This is a genomic window from Pseudomonas sp. JAI111 (assembly GCF_024809425.1).
GTDB lineage: Bacteria > Pseudomonadota > Gammaproteobacteria > Pseudomonadales > Pseudomonadaceae > Aquipseudomonas.
On the sequence record NZ_JANUCB010000001.1, the window covers coordinates 1 to 21,275 of the forward strand.

At 61.3% G+C, this 21,275-nt stretch carries 18 protein-coding genes; 6 read left to right on the forward strand and 12 right to left on the reverse strand.

All coding sequences use genetic code 11. The annotated features are described in order from the left end of the window. Positions 1-308: 308 nt before the first annotated feature. Together HNR03_RS00005 and HNR03_RS00010 are read right to left on the reverse strand one after the other, a co-directional pair. On the reverse strand, positions 309-1,229 hold the full coding sequence (locus HNR03_RS00005) for a LysR family transcriptional regulator (protein WP_259149956.1): 921 nt from the start codon (positions 1,227-1,229) through the stop codon (positions 309-311). Positions 1,230-1,264: 35 nt separating this feature from the next. After that, positions 1,265-2,251, reverse strand: coding sequence for an MBL fold metallo-hydrolase (locus HNR03_RS00010; RefSeq protein ID WP_259149958.1), 987 nt, complete (start codon positions 2,249-2,251; stop codon positions 1,265-1,267). Between the two features lie 206 nt (positions 2,252-2,457). Here HNR03_RS00010 and HNR03_RS00015 point away from each other — a divergent pair, with 206 nt between their 5' ends. Continuing rightward, positions 2,458-2,895 (forward strand): helix-turn-helix domain-containing protein, encoded by a 438-nt coding sequence (locus HNR03_RS00015; protein WP_259149960.1) that lies wholly within the window; start codon positions 2,458-2,460, stop codon positions 2,893-2,895. Between the two features lie 58 nt (positions 2,896-2,953). On the opposite strand, the gene HNR03_RS00020 is transcribed toward HNR03_RS00015, so the two are convergent. From HNR03_RS00020 to HNR03_RS00030, 3 genes are all read right to left on the reverse strand, one after another. Then, positions 2,954-4,396 (reverse strand): catalase, encoded by a 1,443-nt coding sequence (locus HNR03_RS00020; protein WP_259149961.1) that lies wholly within the window; start codon positions 4,394-4,396, stop codon positions 2,954-2,956. 75 nt (positions 4,397-4,471) lie between these two features. Next, positions 4,472-5,296, reverse strand: a complete 825-nt coding sequence (locus tag HNR03_RS00025) for an alpha/beta fold hydrolase (protein WP_259149962.1) — start codon at positions 5,294-5,296, stop codon at positions 4,472-4,474. A gap of 31 nt (positions 5,297-5,327) precedes the next feature. After that, on the reverse strand, positions 5,328-5,903 hold the full coding sequence (locus tag HNR03_RS00030) for a flavodoxin family protein (RefSeq protein WP_090182636.1): 576 nt from the start codon (positions 5,901-5,903) through the stop codon (positions 5,328-5,330). 404 nt (positions 5,904-6,307) lie between these two features. Between HNR03_RS00030 and HNR03_RS00035 the strand changes: the two genes are divergently transcribed. Beyond that, complete coding sequence (locus HNR03_RS00035) at positions 6,308-9,145, forward strand: helix-turn-helix transcriptional regulator (protein ID WP_259149966.1); 2,838 nt, start codon at positions 6,308-6,310, stop codon at positions 9,143-9,145. On the opposite strand, the gene HNR03_RS00040 is transcribed toward HNR03_RS00035, so the two are convergent. Next, positions 9,110-10,594, reverse strand: coding sequence for a helix-turn-helix transcriptional regulator (locus HNR03_RS00040; RefSeq protein WP_259149967.1), 1,485 nt, complete (start codon positions 10,592-10,594; stop codon positions 9,110-9,112). The two genes, HNR03_RS00035 and HNR03_RS00040, sit on opposite strands and share 36 nt — an antisense overlap. A 184-nt stretch (positions 10,595-10,778) precedes the next feature. Continuing rightward, on the reverse strand, positions 10,779-11,729 hold the full coding sequence (locus HNR03_RS00045; protein ID WP_222585885.1) for a GlxA family transcriptional regulator: 951 nt from the start codon (positions 11,727-11,729) through the stop codon (positions 10,779-10,781). Positions 11,730-12,077: 348 nt separating this feature from the next. Between HNR03_RS00045 and HNR03_RS00050 the strand changes: the two genes are divergently transcribed. Further along, entirely contained in the window at positions 12,078-12,800 is a 723-nt protein-coding gene (locus HNR03_RS00050; protein ID WP_259149968.1) for a pirin family protein, read from the forward strand. 51 nt (positions 12,801-12,851) lie between these two features. Here the strand turns inward: HNR03_RS00050 and HNR03_RS00055 are convergent, their stop codons facing one another. Then, positions 12,852-13,727 (reverse strand): LysR family transcriptional regulator, encoded by an 876-nt coding sequence (locus HNR03_RS00055; protein ID WP_259149969.1) that lies wholly within the window; start codon positions 13,725-13,727, stop codon positions 12,852-12,854. A 113-nt stretch (positions 13,728-13,840) separates the two neighbouring features. Here HNR03_RS00055 and HNR03_RS00060 point away from each other — a divergent pair, with 113 nt between their 5' ends. Both HNR03_RS00060 and HNR03_RS00065 read left to right on the forward strand, forming a co-directional pair. Beyond that, positions 13,841-15,058 (forward strand): MFS transporter, encoded by a 1,218-nt coding sequence (locus HNR03_RS00060; protein ID WP_259149970.1) that lies wholly within the window; start codon positions 13,841-13,843, stop codon positions 15,056-15,058. 136 nt (positions 15,059-15,194) lie between these two features. Continuing rightward, on the forward strand, positions 15,195-16,193 hold the full coding sequence (locus HNR03_RS00065) for an NAD(P)H-quinone oxidoreductase (protein ID WP_259149971.1): 999 nt from the start codon (positions 15,195-15,197) through the stop codon (positions 16,191-16,193). Here the strand turns inward: HNR03_RS00065 and deoC are convergent, their stop codons facing one another. Further along, positions 16,194-16,877 carry a deoxyribose-phosphate aldolase gene (deoC, locus tag HNR03_RS00070; RefSeq protein WP_259149972.1) on the reverse strand — a complete coding sequence of 228 codons (684 nt, stop codon included), beginning with the start codon at positions 16,875-16,877 and terminating at the stop codon, positions 16,194-16,196. 128 nt (positions 16,878-17,005) lie between these two features. Between deoC and deoR the strand changes: the two genes are divergently transcribed. Continuing rightward, entirely contained in the window at positions 17,006-17,770 is a 765-nt protein-coding gene (gene deoR, locus HNR03_RS00075; RefSeq protein WP_259149974.1) for a DNA-binding transcriptional repressor DeoR, read from the forward strand. On the opposite strand, the gene HNR03_RS00080 is transcribed toward deoR, so the two are convergent. From HNR03_RS00080 to rbsK, 3 genes are read right to left on the reverse strand one after another with little or no spacing between them, the layout of a single operon-like run. Continuing rightward, positions 17,763-18,821: an aldose 1-epimerase family protein gene (locus tag HNR03_RS00080; RefSeq protein WP_259149975.1), complete on the reverse strand. Its 1,059-nt coding sequence runs from the start codon at positions 18,819-18,821 to the stop codon at positions 17,763-17,765. The two genes, deoR and HNR03_RS00080, sit on opposite strands and share 8 nt — an antisense overlap. After that, on the reverse strand, positions 18,818-20,149 hold the full coding sequence (fucP, locus tag HNR03_RS00085; RefSeq protein ID WP_090182619.1) for an L-fucose:H+ symporter permease: 1,332 nt from the start codon (positions 20,147-20,149) through the stop codon (positions 18,818-18,820). Before fucP ends, HNR03_RS00080 begins: the two co-directional genes overlap by 4 nt. A gap of 44 nt (positions 20,150-20,193) precedes the next feature. Next, a complete protein-coding gene (gene rbsK / locus HNR03_RS00090; protein ID WP_259149977.1) occupies positions 20,194-21,120 on the reverse strand; it encodes a ribokinase in 927 nt (308 codons plus the stop codon). Positions 21,121-21,275 lie beyond the last annotated feature (155 nt).

Consider the following 21,275-nt stretch of genomic DNA (forward strand, 5'->3'; position numbering starts at 1 on the left):
CTCGGACAGGCCTTATACATAAATGCAACCGGGTAGCAGTGTTTGAAAAGCAGGTAGTCAGTGTGGGCGAGTCCATACATAAGGGCGAAACCCTAGGTGGCCGTTACCGCAGCAACGGATATGTACACCTGAAAGAGACTGGTCGGCTGTCAGGCCGCCATCGCGAGCAGGCTCACTCCCACAAGTTCGGTGTACACACGAAAGAGACTGGTCGGCTGTCAGGCCGCCATCGCGGGCAAGCCCGCTCCCACAGGGTTCGATGTACACCCGAAAGAGATTGGTCGGCCCAAAGGCCGCCACGTTCACGCTCAACCAGGAATAGCCAAAGGAAGCGACATAAACTGACTAATGCGAGCCCGCAACCACCGCTCCGCCGGATCATTGTCATGCACCCCACTCCAAGCCATCGACAACTGCGCAGCCTCAATCGGAAACGGCGGATCCTCAGCCCTCAACGCACAGCCCTCAACCAACGCACACGCCGCATAATCCGGCACCGTCGCAATCATCTCAGTCCCGGCCAACAACGCACGCAACCCACTGAACTGCGGAACCCCCAACACCACCCGCCGACAGCGCCCGATCTTCGCCAGATCCAGATCAATGTTGCCGCTCAAATCCCCCGAAAACGACACCATCGCATGCGGCCGCTCACAATACTCATCCAGCGTCAGCGGCGCCGGACGCTTGTCACCACGCAACACCTTGCACGGAATATCACGCAAGGTCTTGCGCTTGGCATTCGCCGGCAAATCCGTGGTGTAACTCACCCCCACCGAAATTTCCCCGGACGCCAACAACGCCGGCATCAACAGATAATTGGCCCGCCGCACCACCACGACAATCCCCGGCGCCTCCTCGCGCAGCTGCGTCAACAGCGGCGGAAACAAGCCAAACTCGGCATCGTCCGACAGACCGATACGAAACACATCGCAGCTGGTCGTCGGATCGAACTCCTTGGCCCGGCTCACCGCCCCGGAAATCACATCCATCGCCGGTTGCAGCTCCTTGAGAATCGCCAGCGCCCGCGCCGTCGGCTCCATGGCGCGCCCATTGCGCAGCAACAACGGATCGTCGAACAGATCACGCAACCGTGCCAGCGCCGCACTCACTGCCGGCTGGCCCATGAACAGTTTTTCAGCCACCCGAGTGAGGTTCTTCTCGAACATCAACGCTTCGAAAATCACCAACAGGTTCATGTCGACGCGACGCAGATCGTTACGGTTCATAGGCACGGTTCCCTTGTTGTGTTCAGCCGGCGACTTTACTCGATCAATGGCACGTTCGCCGCACGTTTGTAAGGCCCGTATTCCACCGGCACCCATTGGAAATGCTTGCCCTGGGCGGCGATGTGGCCAATGCCGGGGAACGGCAAGTGCGCCGCCGTCACCCAGGTCTTGCTCGCCGCTGCTGCCGTGAATACGGTGGCGCGGCTCTTGATCGCCTGTTGGCTGTTGACGTCGAAACCGATCGACACTTCAGGGTGTTCGAACTGCACCGCGAGGTTATGCACCAGATCGCCCATGAACAGAATGCTCTGCCCCTGGGAAGTGAACCGGTAGGTGGTGCTGCCTGGCGTGTGCCCCGCTTCCAGCTCCGCATCGACTACACCCGGCACCGGCGACTGACCGGCATCGAACGTCTTGAAACGTCCCTCGGACACATACGGTGCGGTCGAGTCCTGGGCGATTTTGAAATACGGCTTGGCGCCCTCGGGTGCCTTGGCAAGCGCCTGGGGATCGAGCCAGTAAGCGGCTTCCGCCTTCGCCGCAAAGACGGTGGCATTGGCGAACACGGGTTTGTGCTGGGCGTCGACCAGCCCGCAGACGTGGTCCAGGTGCAGGTGCGTCAACAAAATCGTATCGACTTGCGCAGGCTCATAACCGGCGGCTTTCATGTTGTCCGAGAGCATGCCGGCCGTGGCGCCGATGCATTGGCCCGCGCCCGTATCAACCAGGATCAATTGCTTGCCGGTGTTGATCAAAAAAGCGTTGAACGCGGTCTGCACGCCCGGTGTTTCAATCGAACGGCGAGCCAGCAGCGCGCGGATCTGGCTCTGGGTCAGGCCCTTGAGCAGTTTGGGCGACAGGTCGTTGTAGCCGTCGAACAGCGCCGTGACTTCGTAATCGCCCACCGCCAGGCGGAAATAGCCCGGCGCTTGTGTGCCGACCTGTGCAGGCGCCTGCGCCGCACACACTCCGGCTGTCATCGCCACCACCAGCCCCAATGCACTTGCCAGAGAATGTTTCATACTTTCACCTTGATCGAGTCAAAAAAGCGGCCATGCAAACGCCGCACGATGACGTCGATTGTGCACGGGACAGGCCCTTGGAAATTGCAGCAATGTGCTGAGTTAGCGCTGTTGCCCACCTCGTACACGGACGGAATTAACAACGTTTAACTCGCCTGCCAGCGCGTCGCGACCAAGAATGAAGCTCACCGACACGGACATCTGTCATGGCCCAATCTCAGCGAAACGTCGCCTGCGCGACTGCCACTCAAACGCGAAAGAAAACCACCGGCGGCCTGACCCCGTGGCGCGAAAGCCTGGTCAAGCAGCTGATCCTCGAGCGCCTCGACGAGACCATTGAAGTGACCGAGCTGGCTCACGCCTGTGCCCTCTCGCGCAGTCATTTCTCCCGCGCATTCAAGTGCAGCACCGGGCTCTCGCCCCAGGACTGGATTCGCCAGCAGCGTATTGCCCGCGCCAAGCAATTGATCCAGGACACCGAACTGACCCTGACGCAAATCAGCCTCGAATGCGGCTTCTGCGATCAGGCACATTTCTGTCACATCTTCACCCGCAGCGAAGGTATCACCCCGTTCGCCTGGCGTTGCCGTACGGTGCGCCCCCTTCCCCGCCGCCCCGCCTACGCCGCCGAACTTCACGCGTAATATTCGGTGTCGCACGCTTCGTAGCAGCTGTCGAACGACAGCTGCTACGTGGGTTGCGTCAGCCCAGCGGAGAAAGCCGCTCCAACGCCTCAGCCACACCGAACCCATACGCCGGATCAGCCTTGGTGCAGTTGTCGATGTGGCGCTGGCGAATCGCCTGCGGCACGCCATTCATCGCCCGTGCGGTGTTGTCGAACAGCAACTGTTTGCGCACCGGGTCCAGCAACCGGAACAGGTTGCCCGGCTGTTCGTAATGGTCCTCTTCCAGCCGATGGTCATAGTGCTGGGCGAAGCCTTCCAGCGGCAGCGGCGGATCGGCCAGCTCCGGTGAATCAGGCCACTCGCCCACGCTGTTGGGGAAATAACTGGCGGTGCCACCCAGGTTACCGTCGGTACGCATGGCGCCGTCGCGGTGATAGCTGTGGGACGGTGAGCGCGGTGCGTTGACCGGGATGTGATTGAAGTTGACCCCCAAGCGGTAGCGCTGAGCGTCACCATAGGAAAACAGCCGCGCCTGAAGCATGCGGTCCGGCGAAAAGCTCACGCCTGGCACCACGTTGGCCGGCGAGAAGGCGGCCTGTTCGATCTCGGCGAAGTGGTTCTCGGCGTTCCGGTTGAGCTCCATGATGCCGACTTCGATCAACGGGAACTCAGCGTGCGGCCAGACCTTGGTCAGGTCGAATGGATTGTGCCGGTAGGTGTTGGCCTGTTCCTCCTCCATCACCTGAATGCACAATTTCCAGCGCGGGAAATTGCCCTGCTCGATGACCTCGTACAGGTCCCGCAGGTTGCTTTCGCGGTCCTTGCCGACCACAGCTTGCGCCTCGGCATCCGTAAGGTTTTCGATGCCTTGCTGGCAGACGAAGTGAAACTTCACCCACACCCGTTTGTTGTCGCGGTCGATCAGGCTGAACGTGTGGCTGCCGAAACCGTGCATGTTGCGGAAACTGACGGGAATCCCGCGATCGCTCATGACGATGGTCACCTGATGCAGCGCCTCCGGCAACAGCGTCCAGAAATCCCAGTTGCTGGTGGCGTTGCGCAGACCGGTGCGTGGGTCGCGCTTGACCACGTGGTTGAGGTCGGCGAAACGCAGCGGGTCGCGGAAGAAAAACACTGGCGTGTTGTTGCCGACAATGTCCCAGTTGCCTTCATCGGTATAGAACTTCACCGCGAAGCCACGGATATCGCGCTCGGCATCCGCCGCGCCGCGCTCACCGGCCACCGAGGAAAACCGCACGAACAACGGCGTCTGCTTGCCCACGGCACTGAAAATACTGGCCTTGGTGTAGCGGCTGATGTCGTGGGTTACGGTGAACGTGCCGTAAGCGCCCGCGCCCTTGGCGTGCATGCGCCGCTCAGGGATGACTTCGCGGTCAAAGTGGGCTAGTTTTTCCAACAGCCAGATGTCTTGTAAAAGTGCCGGCCCACGAGGGCCGGCAGTCTGGATGTTGAGGTTATTGACCACCGGTGCGCCGGTGGCATTCGTCAGCTTTTTCATGGACTCGATCTCGACAGTTAGCTGCTCTCACCAGCAGCGAAAACCGGCGCGGATTTAAATCCGCGCCGGGGTTCTTCATCCCTTCAAGAACGCCAACAGGTCAGCGTTGAGCTGATCCTTGTGAGTGTCAGTCAAGCCATGGGGTGCACCGGGATAGATCTTCAGCGTAGAACCTTTCACCAGTTTTGCCGACGCAATGCCCGCCGCTTCGATAGGCACCACCTGATCCGCGTCGCCATGCACCACCAGCGTCGGGATATCGAACTTCTTCAAGTCCTCGGTGAAGTCGGTTTCGGAGAACGCCTTGATGCAGTCATAGGCATTCTTGTGGCCCGCCAACATGCCTTGCATCCAGAACCAGTCGATCATGCCCTGGGAAGGCTTGGCGTCCGGCTTGTTGAAGCCGAAGAACGGTCCGCTGGCGAGGTCGATGTACAGCTGCGAACGGTCGGCAAGGGACGCCTGGCGAATGCCGTCGAACACTTCGATCGGCAGGCCGCCGGGGTTGGCTGCGGTCTTGAGCATCAACGGCGGCACCGAGGAAATCAGTCCGGCCTTGGCCACGCGGCCAGTGCCGTGGCGACCGATGTAGCGCGCCACTTCGCCGCCGCCGGTGGAGAAGCCGAACAGCACGGCATCCTTGAGGTCGAGCAACTCGATCAACTGCGCCAGGTCATCGGCGTAGGTGTCCATGTCGTTGCCGGTCCACGGCTGGCTGGAGCGACCATGGCCACGGCGGTCGTGGGCGATGACCCGATAGCCTTTGGAGGCCAGGAAGATCATCTGCGACTCCCAGCTGTCGGCGTTCAGCGGCCAGCCGTGACTGAATACGATCGGCTGACCGGTGCCCCAGTCCTTGTAATAAATCTCGGTGCCGTCTCGGGTCGTGAATGTACTCATGCGATATCTCCTTTTCGAGTGTTGGGGTGTTTCAAAGCGGTGAGTGGCCCATGCGTTCGGCGAGTCGCGCCACGCGCTCGCCCAGGTGCGCGGCGGTGCAGCGGTCTTCTGGCGGAGGCGCCAGCTCGGGGGACTGTTCGACATTCGACTGGGCCATGACCCCGAGCGAACTGCCGAGGCGATTGAGCTGTCCGTCGAACACGCCGGTGCTCGAACGTGCCGGCAGCACGTCGAGGCCGACCCAGATCATTGAATGCTGCGCGGCGAACACCGCCAGCTGCAGCAAGGTGTTGAGTTTGTCGCCGCACAGGCAGCCGGAGTTGGTGAACCCCGCCGCCAGCTTGTTGCGCCATGGCTGGGCCAGGTAAAACGCCGCCGTGGATTCCATGAAGCTCTTGAAGGACGCCGAAGCGCTGCCCATGTAGGTCGGGGCGCCGAAAATGATGGCGTCGGCACTGTGCAATCGATCCCAGTGCTGGTCCACGTCCTCGACCGGCACCAGCAGACTGGTGCTGCCCAAGTGCCGCTCGACACCGAGGGCGACGGCCTCGGCCAAGACACGGGTGTGCCCGTAGCCACTGTGATAGACCACCACCACGTTGCTCATTCCAGCGTCCTCATGACATGTTTGATCCTCGCGACAGCGATGTAGGAGTTGTCGAGTGCAACGAGGCTGCTATCTTTTGATTTTGCCCCTGAGAAACAAGATCAAAAGATAGCAGCCTTGTTGCACTCGACAGCTCCTGCAAAGCGCCTACAGATGGGAGTTTTGGGCGTAGACCACATTGAGCACGAGTTAAACGTTGTTAATTTTCCTTGGCGCGCCAAAAGCCGTAACACGTACTTTGCTACCCTCACCCCCAATGAACAGGTGCTTGAGAACGACACCGGGAACGCACCGGTCCAGACGAACACCCGACAGTCTTCCGGGCACCGCGTTGCGTTCACCTCAAAACCTGAGGAATATGCTCGAAAATCGCGTACCAGACGGTTGCAAGCAGGAGTGACACGTTGACCCTTTCCCCCGAACAGGCCATCCATTTTGGCCCCTACCGGGTCTATCCCGGACAACGTCTGGTGATGGAGGCCGACCAGCCTTTGCGCCTGGGTCGGCGTGCGCTCGACATTCTGTTGATCCTGCTGGAGCACGCGGGAAAAGTGGTCGCCAAGCAAGAACTGATCGCCAGGGTCTGGCCCAAAAGCGTGGTCGAAGACATCAACCTGCGGGTGCACATGGCGGCGCTGCGCAAAGCCCTTGGCGACGGCCAGGCCGGCCAGCGCTACATCATCACCGTAGCCCAACGTGGCTACAGTTTTGTGGCGCCCTTTTCACTGCAACAGATCGGGCAACATCCCGAGGCCGAAGAACCTGCAACAAGCGGCCATAACCTGCCCATCCGGCACACGCGCATGATTGGTCGCCAGCCACTGGTCGACAACCTGATGCTGCAGCTGCCACGCCAGCGTTTCATCACCCTCGTCGGCCCGGGCGGGATCGGCAAGACCACCGTGGCCCTGCGGGTCGCGGAACAATTGATTGGCCGCTATCGAGACGGCATTCGCCTGCTGGACCTGGCGCCGATCAGCGATCCGTTGATGATCGGCACTCACCTGGCCACGATGCTGGGTTTGTCGCTGCATGACGCCGAACCCGCGAGCGGCCTCGCGACGTATCTGCGCGAACGGCAGATGCTGCTGGTGATCGATAACTGCGAGCACCTGATCGATGCCATCGCGCTGCTCTGCGAAAGCCTCCTGCGCGCAGCCCCACAGGTGCACATTCTGGCCACCAGCCGCGAGAGCCTGCGCGCCGAGGGCGAATACGTTCAGCGTCTTGACTCGCTGGATTGTCCGCCGCCCATCGCCGTGCTCGACCGTGCGCAGGCGCTGACGTTTTCGGCGCTGCAGCTGTTCGTCGAACGGGCCATGGCCAGCCAGGACAGCTTTGAATTGACCGAAGAAGAACTGCCGCTGGCGATTGAGATCTGTCGGCGCCTGGACGGCATTCCATTGGCCATCGAACTGGCGGCGGCGCAAGTGGGACACTTTGGTGTCGACGGATTGCTGGCGCAATTACAAGACAGTTTCCGCGTGCTCACTCAGGGCTGTCAGTCGACGCTGGGCCGGCACCAGACATTGCGTGCCACCCTCGACTGGAGTTTCCAGTTGCTCAGTGCCTGCGAGCAGACATGCCTGCGCCGCCTCGGGGTGTTCAGGGGTGGTTTCACGTTGCAGTCGGCAGCGGCGGTGATCGTCGGCGAACACATCGAGCCCGACGTGGTGTTTGGCTCGATCACGCAACTGGTGGCCAAGTCGCTGTTGAATGTCGAGGTGGGCGACGAAGAAGTGTTCTATCGATTGCTCGATACGACCCGCAGTTATGCCCTGGAAAAACTCGCCGAGGCCGCTGATCTGCCGGACACCCGTGAACGCCACGCCCAACGATGCCTGGCCTTGATGAATCAAGCCCGGGCAGACTGGGAACTGATTTCCACTAGCCTGTGGATCGAGCGTTACGCGCGCAGCCTAGAAGACATTCGCTCGGCACTCGACTGGGGCTTGAATGGCCAGGGGCCGCAAGCGCTGGCGATCCGTCTGGCGGCGACGTCTACGCCACTCTGGCAAGAACTGTCGCTGCTCAAGGAACACGGGGTCTACGTGCGCAAGGCGCTGGCCTTGCTCGACGCGAACGCCGAGCCCTGCCCTCGTCTGAAAATGGACCTGAAGCTGGCGCTGGGCAGCTCCTGCTATCACACCCAGGGCGGCACGGCCGAAACCATCGAGGCGTTCGTCAGCGCCCGCACCCTGGCCAAAACCGCCAACGACGTGGCAGGTGAGCTCCGGGCGGTGTCGGGGCACATGGCGGTCAACCTCAGTTGCGGTCACTACCAAATGGCGCTGGAGCAGAGCCAGCAATTCGACCGACTGGGAGGCGATGATGACGCCGTCCTGTCACTCAGTACACACCGCTTACGCGTTCTGGCGCTGCACTTTTCCGGTAATCAGTCATTGGCGCGGGAGAACGCCGAACAGGTCATCCAGCGCATGGCCCAGAGCGGTCACCTCAACCGCTTCACCCACGGATTTGGCGTGCAATACGATCAGAGCGTGGCCGCCCTGACGATTCTGGCGCGCATCCTTTGGGTGCAAGGCCAGCCGGAACAAGCCTGGCGCACCGCGCGGCAGGCGCTGGACATCGCGATTCAGATCAACCACGGCACGTCGATCTGCTACACCCTGGCGCTGGCCGGGTGCCTGATTGCCCACTACAACGGCGAGCCTCAGACCGCTCGCGAGCTCTTGCGCCTGTTGCAAGAGCAGGCGCAAAGACATTCGGTGCTGCTGTTTTATAACTGGGCACAGCATTACGCGCAGGTGATTGATCGCGAAGAAGCGCAGTTGCCCGCTCGACCGGGGGCGGGCTTGATCGGCGAAATCATGGTTACGCTCGACAGCGGCTTTGTCGATGAAACCTTGCTGCAGCGGGCCGATACCGGGGCGGCGGGATGGAGCACGGCGGAGATACTGCGCGCCAGGGCTGATGCGTTGATGGCGCAGGACAATCCGTCGGAGGGGGATCATCGCGAGCAGGCTCGTTCCCACAATGTCGAAGCGGCCGAAGAGATGCTGGTTCGGGCATTGAATGTGGCCAGGCATCAGGGTGCCCTGGCCTGGGAACTGCGCAGCGCCACCTCACTGGCGCAACTCTGGCAGCGTCAGGGCTTGTACCAGCAGGCCCATGAGTTGCTGGCGCCGGTCTACAACCGCTTCACCGAAGGTTTCGCGACGCCGGACTTGCACAAAGTCCGGTGCTTACTCGACGAGCTCCATAGGCAATGGCGCCCCTGAGGTTCTGCGCGCGCGGCTGATGTAGTGCGAGTAACGCCTCTCGAACAGACGCTGTTGGCCGCTCAGCTCAAGCTTCTCCAGCGCATAGCGGCGGGTGGTGTTGAGAAAACGATAACGGCTGGTTCCGTTGACTTGATCCTTTGACAGTAACGATTTGGCCACCAGTCGCTCCACCAGTGCCGTCAGTACGTCGGGTTTGAGGACTGCGCAACTGCTCACGCCAATCGCCGCATCAAGGGTGAAAGACATCTTGAACACCGACAGGCGCTGCAACACGGTTTGCTCGCGTTCGCCGAGTCGTTCATAGCTCCAGTCCAGCGCAGCCTTGAGGGTTTGATGCCGGGGCACGGCGGTGCGCCGGCCTTGGGTCAGCAGCTGAAAACAGTTGTCGAGCTGCGCTTGCAAGCCCACCAGCGCCAAGGCGTCGATCTGCCCCGCCGCCAGTTCGATCGCCAGCGGCAAACCGTCGAGCCGCTGGCAGATTTCGCGCACAGCCTTGAGGTCTTGTTCGCGCAGGGCGAAACCTTGTTGACGGGCTCGGGCGCGACTGACGAACAACTGCACCGCCGAATACCCCATGGCTTCGGTGACGCTGTGCAAGGCCGACGCGGGCGGCACCGCCAGAGCGGCCAGGCGCTGGACCGTTTCCCCCACCGCCTGCAAGGGTTCGCGACTGGTCACCAGAATCGACAGGCGAGGCGCCGAGATCAATAAATCCTCGACCAGGGTCCGGCAGCGTTCCTGCAAATGTTCGCAGTTATCGAGCACCAGCAATGTGTGTCGGTTTGCCAGCACGTCCAGCGTCGTGCCGACCTCCAGCTCAAGGGTCTGAATCAGATGATCGACCACCCGCGCCGGGTCATCGATCGCCGCGAAATCCACCAGCCACACGCCGTCTTCATAGTGCTGCAACAGCAGCTCGGCGACACGCAACGCCACCGTGGTCTTGCCGATGCCGCCGGGGCCGGTCAGGGTCATGAGGCGACGGACCGGCAATTGCCGGACCAGACTGCCGACGATCGAATCCCGACCGGTCACCGGCGTCAACCGGGCCGGCAAGTTGTGCTGGTGTTTTTGCACGTTCTCGAACAACACCAGCATGCCCGCGGGCACTTGTTCCACCGGGGCGATAAAGCTGTAGCCGCGCTGGGGAATGTTGACGATGTAGCGCTGGCCATCCTGCCCGTCACCCAAGGCCCGACGCAGGGCCGCGATGTGCACACGCAGGTTGATTTCCTCGACCACGGAGGTCGGCCAGACCTGGGCAATCAGTTCATCCTTGCTGACCACGTCACCGGCACGCTCGACCAGCACCTGCAAAATGTCCAGGGCACGCCCGCCCATGCGCAGCGGTCGATCACCTTCCAGGATCAGCCGTTGCTGCAGGTGGAAGGCGTAGGGGCCGAATCGCAGCACCGCATCGCTGTTCAGATCTATGAGGCTGTTCATGTCCATTCACATGCTGCAACCTGGCATGGCTCACCGTGCGACAACACCCATCGCATGCGCCCTCCAGGCTCCCGCACCTCCGTTGCAAAGCGTTGCCAAGTATCTTGGCAGGCCACAGTGACGGTTCAACTGCCACGGTAGGAGTGTCACAGCCATCGCGGTGCGCATGACGGACACAATCGCTCTAGCTGAACTGTTCGCGGTATTGGCTGGGGGTCAGGCCGAGCTTTTCACTGAACAGAAAACGCATGTGCCGCACACTGCCGAAGCCACTTTTAAAGGCCACGGTCTTGAGTGGCAGGTCGCTGGTTTCCAGCAGGTTGCGGGCGCTGTCGATGCGCGCACTCTGCAAAAACTCCATGGGCGTCATGTTCACTTCCCGGGCAAACGTGCGGGCAAAGTGCCGTTCGCTCATGTTCGCGAAGCTGGCCATGCGTTCGATGCTGAAGGCTTCATCGAGGTGTTCGAGCACATGGTTCTGCACGCGGGTGATCGGCGTTTCCTGCGGTGCGACGGCGGCCATCAACGGACTGAACTGCGCTTGTCCGCCCTGGCGTTTCATCACCACCAGCAACACCTTGGCTACGTCCTGGGCGACTTTCTTGCCGTGGTCTTCGGCGACAATCGCCAGCGCCAGGTCGATGCCGGCGGTCACGCCGCCAGAGGTGATGAGGTTGCGGTCCTGCACGTAAATCTTGTCGGTCTCCACCGTTGCCTCGGGAAACCCCTTGATCAGGCGCTCCGTGTAATGCCAATGGGTGGTGACGCGATAGCCGTCCAGCAAACCGGCGTGCCCGAGCACGAACACGCCGGTGCAGATCGAACCGTAGCGCCCTGCCCGTGCGACGGCGTCTTTGAGCCAGCACAGCAACGGCGGGTGCTTTTCGTTATAGGCCCCCGGACCGCCCGGCACCAGCAACAAGTCATACGCCTGCGCCGCCTGATCGATGTGCAGATCGGCTTGCACGCTGACGCCGTTGGAGGCGCGCAACGCGCCCGGTTCAGTGCCAATGGTCGACAGCTCGTAGCGCTCGTGCGCCGGCAGATAACGATTGGCGATGGAAAACACTTCCATGGGGCCGGCCATGTCCAGCAGGAGGAAGTCGGGAAACAACACCATAGCCACGGTTTTCATGGGTTCAAAATCACTGAAGTCAAAAGAAAGTCCATCTGCCAGACACCAATCCCCTGTGGGAGCGGGCTTGCTCGCGAAAGCGGTGTATCAGTCACCCAAAATGTTGAATGTGACACCGCATTCGCGAGCAAGCCCGCTCCCACAGGAGGTTTGTGTCAGGCCTCAAACAGTGCTGTGCATTATGGCCAAGTATGACGCCAGCGTCGGAGGAAAATACTTGGCAGCCTGTAGACAACTGTCAACTCCAAAGAGACAGTATTTCAATTTCCATCTACTTATTGCACCAACCGATAAACATTAACCTTCTCCTCACTCGGACGAATCAACGTCCCCACAGGAGATTTCATCATGCTGACCCTTCGCAAAGCCTCGGATCGCGGCGCCGCCAATCACGGCTGGTTGAAGTCGTTCCATACCTTTTCCTTCGCCAACTATCGCAACCCCAAAGAACAGGGTTTTTCCGATCTGCTGGTGATCAATGACGACCGCGTGGCGGCCGGTAAAGGCTTCGGCCAGCACCCGCACCGCGACATGGAGATTTTCTCCTACGTGCTTGAAGGCGCGCTGGAACACAAGGACACCCTGGGCACCGGCTCGGTGATTCGTCCCGGTGACGTGCAGTTGATGAGCGCCGGCAGCGGCGTGGCGCACAGCGAATACAACCACTCGGCCACGCGGCCGGTGCACTTCCTGCAAATATGGATCGTGCCGGAAGTCAGCGGCGCCAAACCGCGTTATCAGCAAGAGCACTTCAGCACCCAGAAAAAACGCGGACGCCTGCAACTGATCATCTCCCCGGATGGGGACAAAGGTTCGCTGAAAGTGCGTCAGGATGCACGGGTGTATGCCGCGCTGATCGACGGTAAGGAAAGCGCCACTCTGGAACTGGCCGCCGACCGCTACGCCTATGTGCACGTGGCCCGTGGCAGCGTTGAACTCAACGGCGTGCCGTTGCAGGAAGGCGATGGCGTGCGGGTTCGCCAGGAACAGGTGCTGACCTTGAGCAATGGCGTGGATGCCGAAGTGTTGGTGTTTGATTTGCGGCCGCAAGAGCTGCCGGAAATGCCATAACCGTCAACCGCGATCCCTGTCGCAGCCAGCTGCGACAGGGATCGCGTTTTTTTATTCGCCGGTGCCGGAAAACCCCGCGACAATTTCATCGATCACCGCGCGGACCCGGGCGGTATGCCGCAAGTCCGCGTGGGTCACCAGCCAGACGTCATAGGGCACCGGTCGCGTGCGTTCCGGCCACAGCCTGACCAGCCCGTCCCTCTCCCCCATGTACACCGGAATTTCCCCCAGCCCGAGCCCCGCCGCAATGGCTCGACGCACCAGCAGGCCGGAGCCCAGGCTCGACACGATGCGCCCACGGCTCACCGGTTCCGATACCAGCGTCATCTCCTTGTTACTCGCCAGATACGGCTGGTAAGCCACCAGGTCATGCCCTTCAAACGCCGCCCCCGGTTCCGGCACGCCGTGGCTGTCGACATACTCTTGCGAGGCAAACAGGCCCACCGGCCAACGGGCGATACGCCGGGCGATCAGGTCCGGGTTGTCCGGCCGGGCATTGCGCACCGCGATGTCGGCTTCGCGCTTGGCCAGGCTGATCATTTGCGTGGACGCGTCCAGTTGCACCCGCACATCCGGGTGTTTGTCGTGCAACCGGGCAATCGCCGGGATCAGGAAATCGATGGCCAGCGAATCGGTGGTGCTGACCCTCACCGTACCGGTGAGCCGATCGTCCAGGCCCAGGATCTGCCGTTCCAGCTCCAACGCCGAGACCTCCATTTTTTCCACGGCCTGCAAGGCTGCTTCGCCGACCGCCGTCAACGCGTAACCTTCGGAGGTACGCAGGAACAGCGTCGCGCTCAAGGACTTTTCCAGCGCCGTGACCCGCCGCCCGACCGTGGCCTGATCGACCCCCAGCACCCGCGCCGCACCGCGCAACGTCGATTCGCGGCACACCGCCAGAAACACCCGTGCGTCATCCCAATTCATGCGGCTCCCCTCCAGATGCAAATTCGCATCACTGTAGCGCGAAATCGCTGCATTACTGCATCAATAATTCTCGATACGCTGGACGCCAGAGATAACCTCACAGGACTGCTCTCATGCACAGCACATCGACCACCCCGCGCAGCGCAATCTGGCTGCCGATCTTCGCCGGCCTCGCCGCCAGCCTGGTCAGTATTGGCCTGGCGCGGTTTGCCTACACGCCGTTGATTCCGTCGCTGATCCAGGCGCACTGGTTCTCCGCCAGCGACGTGGTGTACCTCGGCGCCGCCAACCTTGTCGGCTACTTGATCGGCGCGCTGATCGGCAGGCCGCTGGCCAACCGCACCTCCAACACCACGGCCCTGCGCCTGATGATGGTGGCCGTGACCCTGGCATTTTTTGCCTGTGGTTTTCCCTTGTCGGTGAGCTGGTTCTTCGGCTGGCGCCTGCTGTCCGGCGTGGCGGGCGGCGCGATCATGGTGTTGGTCGCTGCGACGGTATTGCCCCATGTGCCAGCATCGCGCCGAGGCTTGGCCAGCGGCGCGATCTTCCTCGGTATCGGCCTGGGTATTGCCGGCTCGGGGACGATTGTCCCGCCGTTGCTGAACCTCGGGCTGCAGCAAACCTGGTTTGGCCTGGGCATTCTGTCACTGGCTCTGACCGCCGCGAGTTGGTTCGCTTGGCCGAAAGCGGCGCACCCTCAGGCCGCTGAAGTGTCGAATGAAAAATCCACGACTCCGACCGATCCCGCCGTTTACCTGTTGTTCGCCCAATACGCCTTCATGGCCGCCGGGCTGGTGCCGGCGATGGTCTTCCTGGTGGATTACGTTGCCCGCGGGCTCGGTGCCGGGGCGCACGTGGGTGCTCTGATGTGGGTGATGTACGGCCTCGGCGCGATCATCGGGCCGGTGAGTTACGGGTTTCTGGCCGATAAGCTTGGCGCCCGGTTGAGTATCCGGCTGGTGCTGGTGGTGCAGGCGATTGCAGTGGGCTTGCTGTCGATAGCGAGTTCTTTCACGGCGCTGGCTGTGCTGGCAGTGATCCTCGGCTCGTTCCCGCCGGGCATCGTGCCACTGGCGCTGGCCCGGGTGCATGAGCTGATCCCCAACCATCACGAGCAGCAGATTGCCTGGAGCCGCGCCACGGTGTCGTTCGCCACGTTCCAGGCGATCGCAGGATTTGCCTATTCGGCGTTGTTCAATGCCAGCGGCGGGCATCATGCGCTGTTGTTCGTTGTGGCGGCGGGTGCCATTGTGGTTGCACTGATGCTGGAACAGGCAATGCGCTTGCTGGACAAATCCCCTGTGGGAGCGAGCTTGCTCGCGAAGACGTAGGCAGATCCAACATCGATTTGACTGACACACCGCTATCGCGAGCAAGCTCGCTCCCACAGGGATTGGTGGTTTGACTGAATCATTGGTTGGCTCATGTGATCTCATTTACAGACAATTTTCTCGACAGGACCCCAACATGACTTTGCCTCAAACCATGACCCTGATTGAAATCACCGAACCCGGCGGTCCCGACGTTCTGAAGCCGCGCCAGGAACCGGTTCCAAGCGCTGGTGCCGGCGAAGTGCTGATTCGTGTGCACGCCGCCGGGGTCAACCGTCCCGACGTGATTCAACGCGCCGGCAAGTACCCGATGAAACCCGGCATGAGCCCGATCCCGGGGCTGGAAGTGGCCGGTGAAGTGGTGGCCATCGGTGCCGGCGTCAGCGAATTCATTGTCGGCGACAAGGTCTGTGCACTGACCAATGGCGGCGGTTACGCTCAGTATTGCGTCGCCCCGGCCAGCCAGACGTTGCCGATACCCGAAGGCATGGATTGGGTCCACGCAGCCGCAGTCCCGGAAACCTATTTCACGGTGTGGGCCAACCTGTTCGACATGGGCGGCGCCAGCAAAGGCCAGCGCGCACTGATTCACGGCGGCACCAGCGGCATCGGCACCACCGCGTTGATGCTCTGCCGCGAGTTCGGCGTCAAGGCCTTCGCCACCGCCGGCAGCGAGGAAAAATGCGCGGCGATCCGCCAGCTCGGTGCAGAAGCGATCAACTACCGTAATCAGGATTTCGTTCAGGTCATCCAGGAGAAAACCGCCGGAAAAGGCGTCAATGTCATCCTCGACATCATGGGCGGCTCGTACTTCAACCAGAACGTTGCGGCGCTGGGCATGGAAGGCCGATTGGTGATGCTGGGCTTTCTCGGCGGTGCACGCGCCAACGACGTCGACTTGTTGGGGATCATGAGCAAGCGCGCGACAATCACCGGCTCCCTGCTGCGCTCGCGCACCCGCGAAGAAAAAGCCTCGATCGCTGAACAGCTGCGCGAGTACGTCTGGCCGGTACTGGCCGCCGGCCGTTGCCTGCCGATGATCGACAAGGTCTACGCCTACACCGACGCGGCGCAGGCCCATGCGCGGATGGAAGCCGGCGATCACATCGGCAAGATTGTGTTGAAAGTCGACTGATCAGTAGCCGGCGCCTGCTGCTTGGGCGCCGCTGATGATCGCGATACCCGAGCTGGTGCCCAATCGCGTGGCGCCGGCTTCGATCATCGCCAGCGCAGTCGGGTAATCGCGTACGCCACCGGAGGCCTTGACGCCGATGTCAGGCCCGACGGTGCGGCGCATCAGCGCAACATCTTCCACGGTGGCGCCGCTACGGCTGAAACCGGTAGAGGTTTTGACGAAGGCGACGTTCAGCTCACGGCAAATGTCGCAGGCCTTGACCTTTTCGGCGTCGCTCAGCAGGCAGTTTTCCAGGATGACTTTCAACGGCACCTTGCCGCACGCCTGCAAGACCTGGGCAATGTCGTCCCGCACCTGATCGTACAAGCCGTCCTTCAGCCAGCCGATGTTCAACACCATGTCGACCTCCCCTGCGCCAGCGGCAATCGCCCGCTCGGCTTCGAAAGCCTTGGTGTCACTCAGCCCGGCGCCCAGCGGGAAGCCAACCACCGCGCAGACTTTCACGGGCTGCCCTGCCAGGCATTGCGCGGCATGGGGCACTTGCCCCGAGTTCACGCACACTGAATAGAAACCATGTTCCGCTGCTTCGCGGCACAACGTGGCGATTTGCTCGCGGGAGGCATCCGGCGCCAGCAAGGTATGATCGATGTACTGCGCCAGCGCTTGGGGTTCGAGGTGTGCCATCGCGAAAACTCCTGTTTGTATATTCAAATGCCCCTGCGCCACAATCGAGGGTGATTCGCGCAAAAACGTTACAAAACTCACAAATAATGTTACTTAAATAACACCAACAATCAACCCCCGGAATGCCTGTGGACAGTAAAAAAGCCGAGCGTCTCAAGCTGATTCAACAAGCCCTGCAAGACCAGAGCGCCATCCATTTGCGCGAGATGGCGGCATTGCTGGACGTGTCCGAGATGACCCTGCGTCGCGACCTCAGCAAGTACACCGACCACCTGCGGTTGCTCGGCGGCTACATCACCAAGATCCACGATGGCAACGAGCCCGGCGATTACCGCGTGGCCGAACAGGACACCCGCCATGTCGAGGAAAAACGCCGCATCGGCAAACTCGCCGCCGGGTTTATCCAGCCGGGCGACACGGTGTTTTTCGACTGCGGCACCACCACGCCTTTCGTGATCGATTTCATCCCCGACGAGCTGGAGTTCACCGCCGTGTGCAACTCCCTGAACGTGCTGCTCAAACTCGCGCAAAAACCCAACTGCCAGGTCGTGATGTGCGGCGGCACGTTTCACCGCAAGAACCAGGTGTTCGAGAACACCAGCGAAACCGGCATTCTCGACAGCGTACGCCTGACCTGGGCCTTCGTTTCCGCGGCCGGCGTCAGTCAGGACTTCGGCGTGACCTGCTTCAACTTCAACGAAGTGGAGGTCAAGCAGAAAGTCCTGCGCCAGGCGCAACAGCGGCTGCTGTTGGCCGACCACAGCAAGTTCGACACCGTGCGCACCGCGCATTTCGCCAACCTTGAGGATTTCCAGTTCGTGGTCAGCGACAAGAAAATCCCCAAGGCCTACCGCGACGCCATTACCGCCAGCGGCGCGCAGCTGATCATCTGATCAGCGCTTGTTGCTCCGCCGCACTCAAGTAGCCGGTGGTGACGCTGAAGTCCGCCGTTGCCCCCGCCGCCAGCGACCGCACATGGCCCTTGGCGGACTCGGCGCGATAGCCTTCCGGTTCGCAGGTGGACGGCAGCACGAACGCCGCCACTTGCTGATCGGGATTGTGCAAGACCCAGCGCGCGGCATGCTCGAACTGATCCGGTCGAAAGCGCGTGTAGAACGCCGCGCCGTCGGGATGGCTCAGCAGGAAATGCGCATGGCCGCTGTCATCCGCCCGGACATCGTCGAAGAAAAATACGATTTCGGGATCGTAGAGTTGCGGCTGATCCAGGCGCTTGAATTGCTGCGGATCTTGCGCCAACGCTTGCATGTAGTCGGTCCAGGCCGGCGTCGGTTTCACGTGGGCCGGCACGCTGCTGCGCACGCGCACCCGCTCAAAACCGAGGGGCTCGATGAACCGGGCGCCTTCGACATAGGCGTAGTTCATGTGCGCCATGTACATCAGGTCCATTGGTTTACCGGCAAGATTGGTCACTTGCATGGCGATGTCGAACAGTCCTGAATTGGCATGCAAGGTCACGCTCGGGCTGGCCAGGTATCGGTCACCGAAACCCTGCGCATATTCGTACTCGCCGCCCAATCGAAGATAGCCGCCGGCGCTGTCTTCACCCACCTCCAGCCACGCACGGTCCATCGCCGCACAAGGCATCTCGCCGTGCAGCGGATGATCGTCCTCGGGGCTTGGGCAACCGTTGCGCAACAGGCCGCTGTGGAACATGAAGCAGCCGTAGGTGCCGATCACGGTCGGGCTGGGCCGAGGCTGGCTGAACAGGTTACTCATGGTCAGGTCGCAACCGTCGAACACCGCGGACCAGATCATCTGGCCCTGATACGGCAAAACCACCAGACTGCCGCGCGAGTTGGCCAATTCCACCGCCAGCACACCACTGGGATAGACCCAGGCGCTGACGGTGAACGCTGGCGATTCGAGCAAGGTCTTGCGCGCCTCACCGAACTGCGATGGATGCAGATTGATCCGCGTACTCATGACGCGACCACCGCACCGACCGGTGCCCGTTCGCTGGCGGAGTGACGCAGGCAGCGCACCGCGTACATCACGATCACGATGAAGCACAGCAACGGCACGCTGTAGGCCAATTGCATGTTGCCGCCGCTGTAGTCGGAGAGCAGGCCCTGGAAGATCGGGATCACCCCGCCACCGACGATGCTCATCACCAGCAGCGAACCGCCGACGCCGGTGTCTTCGCCCAGGCCATCAATGGTCAGGCCGTAAATGGTCGGCCAGCAAGGACCGAGGAACACGCTGACGCCCACCGCCGCATAGACCGCCGTGATGTTCGGTACCAGAATCGTGTAGGCCAGCAACGCGATGCACAGCACGCCGTACACCGCCAGCACCTTGGCCGGGTGCAGTTTGCGCATCAGCACGTTGGCGATCAGCTTGCCGACGAAGTAGGCGGCGAAAGTGGTCAGCAAAAACCACGAGGCACTGCGCTCGTTCATGCCGCCCAATTGCATGGCCAAACGAATGGTGAAACTCCACACCCCGACCTGCGCCCCTACATACAGAAACTGCGCGAGCACGCCAAAGGTAAAGCGCTTGTTGCCCCACAGTCGCGACAGGCTCTGACCGAGGCTGGCGGTTTTCTTGCTGCTCGGTTGATTGCCCTTGCACTTCGGAAACCGGGTGACGGCGATCAGGATGAACATCAACACCAGCACCGCGATCATGTATTTGTACGGCAATAGCGTGGACTGGATCATCTGCAGTTGCTGGACCGCCGCATCCGAAGCGCTCATTTGCGTGAGTTGCTCACGGGTTGCGTCGGTGTCCTTGAACATCACAAAACTGCCGACATACACCCCGGCCATCGCGCCGAACGGGTGGAATGTCTGGGAAATATTCAGGCGACGAGTGCCGGTTTCACGCGGGCCCATCAGCGTCGAATAGGTGTTGCAGGCGGTTTCGAGAAACGACAGCCCCGCCGCAATCACAAACAGAGCCAGCAGGAACATGCCGTACTTGGCCGTCGACGCCGCCGGGAAAAACAGCAGGCAACCGAACATGTACAGCATCAATCCGATGAGGATGGTGGTCTTGTAGCTGAAACGGCGGACCACCAGCGCAGCCGGGATCGCCACGAAGAAATAGCCCAGGTAAAACGCCGATTGCACGAACGCCGTCTGGAAATCGCTGAGCAGAAAGGCCTTCTTGAAATGCGCGATGAGCACGTCGTTCATGCTCGCGGCGGCGGCCCACAGCGCGAAGATGCTGCACAGCAAAATGAAGGCGAACCAGGGCGTGCGGTTCAGGTAGAAACCATCGGACGTCTGTTGGAGCGGAGGCTTTGTCATTGTTGTTCTCCGGGGTAAGCGTTGAGGGGTGAATCAGCTCGGCGTCAGGCGTCGAACCGGCGCTGGAATTCAGCGAATGCAGTGGCGTCCGGGTAGGAGGTTTGAGTCCCCAGACCTGTGACCGAGCAGGCGGAATACGCCACGGCCTGGGTCATGGCGGCGCGGATGTCGCGGTCACGGCTCCAGTGATGAATGAAGCAACCGATAAAGGCATCCCCCGCCCCGGCGGTGTCGCGTGCGGCGACCGACAGGCCGGGAATCTGAAACTCGCCCTCCTCGCCCACATACAGCGCGCCTTGCTGGCCGAGGGTCACGATCACGTGGCGGATGCCGCTGACGACCAGTGTCAGGGCGGCTTTGTGGGCTGACTCAGGCGAGTCCACGATCTGACCGGTGATCAGCGCCAGTTCGGACTCGTTGGGCACCAGGAAATCCAGTTGCGCCAGGTGTTCGCGGCTCAGGCCTGACAAGGCCGGCGCCGGGTTGAGCAGCACCGGGATGTTGTGCGTGCGGCCAAATTCGATGGCGTGGTAAACGGTCTCGACGTTGATTTCCAGTTGCAGAACGATCAGCGAACATTCACGCAACGCCTGCGCGGCAGCGTCGATATCCGCCGGCGCGAGGTGCGCATTGGCGCCTTTGACGATGAGGATGCTGTTGTGGGAGTCGGCCTGGACGAAGATCGGCGCCACACCGCTGGACACGCCGGGCACACGCTGCACGTAACGGGTGTCGATGCCAAAACGCTGGAAGTTGGCCAAGGTGTTGTCGGCAAACATGTCATCACCGACCTTGGTCAACATCAGCACATCCGCTCCAAGCTTGGCCGCGGCCACCGCCTGATTGGCGCCCTTGCCACCACAACCGAGGGCAAACCCCGGCGCTTCAAGCGTCTCGCCCTGGGCCGGCATGCGGTCGATGTAGGTGATCAGATCCACCATGTTGCTGCCGATGACTGCGATCTTGCTCATTGCTATCCCACCTTGATCCGGCTTGCCAGGCTAATGCCGGCGTTGTTGTTTTGTTATTTAAATAACATTTTATGTGATTATTCAATCTTTTTGTTGGATGGGCCTTTGAAGCAAAGACGAATGGCTTTGCGCATGGCTTTAAAGAGGTGTGTGCA

Excerpts from the sequence above, each read along its gene's own strand:
- HNR03_RS00030 (WP_090182636.1), bottom strand. The coding sequence starts at position 5,903 with ATGAGCAACGTGGTGGTGGTCTATCACAGTGGCTACGGGCACACCCGT.
- rbsK (WP_259149977.1), bottom strand. The coding sequence starts at position 21,120 with ATGAGCAAGATCGCAGTCATCGGCAGCAACATGGTGGATCTGATCACC.
- HNR03_RS00020 (WP_259149961.1), bottom strand. The coding sequence starts at position 4,396 with ATGAAAAAGCTGACGAATGCCACCGGCGCACCGGTGGTCAATAACCTC.
- fucP (WP_090182619.1), bottom strand. The coding sequence starts at position 20,149 with ATGACAAAGCCTCCGCTCCAACAGACGTCCGATGGTTTCTACCTGAAC.
- HNR03_RS00040 (WP_259149967.1), bottom strand. The coding sequence starts at position 10,594 with ATGAACAGCCTCATAGATCTGAACAGCGATGCGGTGCTGCGATTCGGC.
- HNR03_RS00010 (WP_259149958.1), bottom strand. The coding sequence starts at position 2,251 with ATGAAACATTCTCTGGCAAGTGCATTGGGGCTGGTGGTGGCGATGACA.
- HNR03_RS00065 (WP_259149971.1), top strand. The coding sequence starts at position 15,195 with ATGACTTTGCCTCAAACCATGACCCTGATTGAAATCACCGAACCCGGC.
- HNR03_RS00060 (WP_259149970.1), top strand. The coding sequence starts at position 13,841 with ATGCACAGCACATCGACCACCCCGCGCAGCGCAATCTGGCTGCCGATC.
- HNR03_RS00005 (WP_259149956.1), bottom strand. The coding sequence starts at position 1,229 with ATGAACCGTAACGATCTGCGTCGCGTCGACATGAACCTGTTGGTGATT.
- HNR03_RS00025 (WP_259149962.1), bottom strand. The coding sequence starts at position 5,296 with ATGAGTACATTCACGACCCGAGACGGCACCGAGATTTATTACAAGGAC.
- HNR03_RS00045 (WP_222585885.1), bottom strand. The coding sequence starts at position 11,729 with ATGAAAACCGTGGCTATGGTGTTGTTTCCCGACTTCCTCCTGCTGGAC.
- deoC (WP_259149972.1), bottom strand. The coding sequence starts at position 16,877 with ATGGCACACCTCGAACCCCAAGCGCTGGCGCAGTACATCGATCATACC.
- HNR03_RS00055 (WP_259149969.1), bottom strand. The coding sequence starts at position 13,727 with ATGAATTGGGATGACGCACGGGTGTTTCTGGCGGTGTGCCGCGAATCG.
- HNR03_RS00080 (WP_259149975.1), bottom strand. The coding sequence starts at position 18,821 with ATGAGTACGCGGATCAATCTGCATCCATCGCAGTTCGGTGAGGCGCGC.
- HNR03_RS00050 (WP_259149968.1), top strand. The coding sequence starts at position 12,078 with ATGCTGACCCTTCGCAAAGCCTCGGATCGCGGCGCCGCCAATCACGGC.
- HNR03_RS00015 (WP_259149960.1), top strand. The coding sequence starts at position 2,458 with ATGGCCCAATCTCAGCGAAACGTCGCCTGCGCGACTGCCACTCAAACG.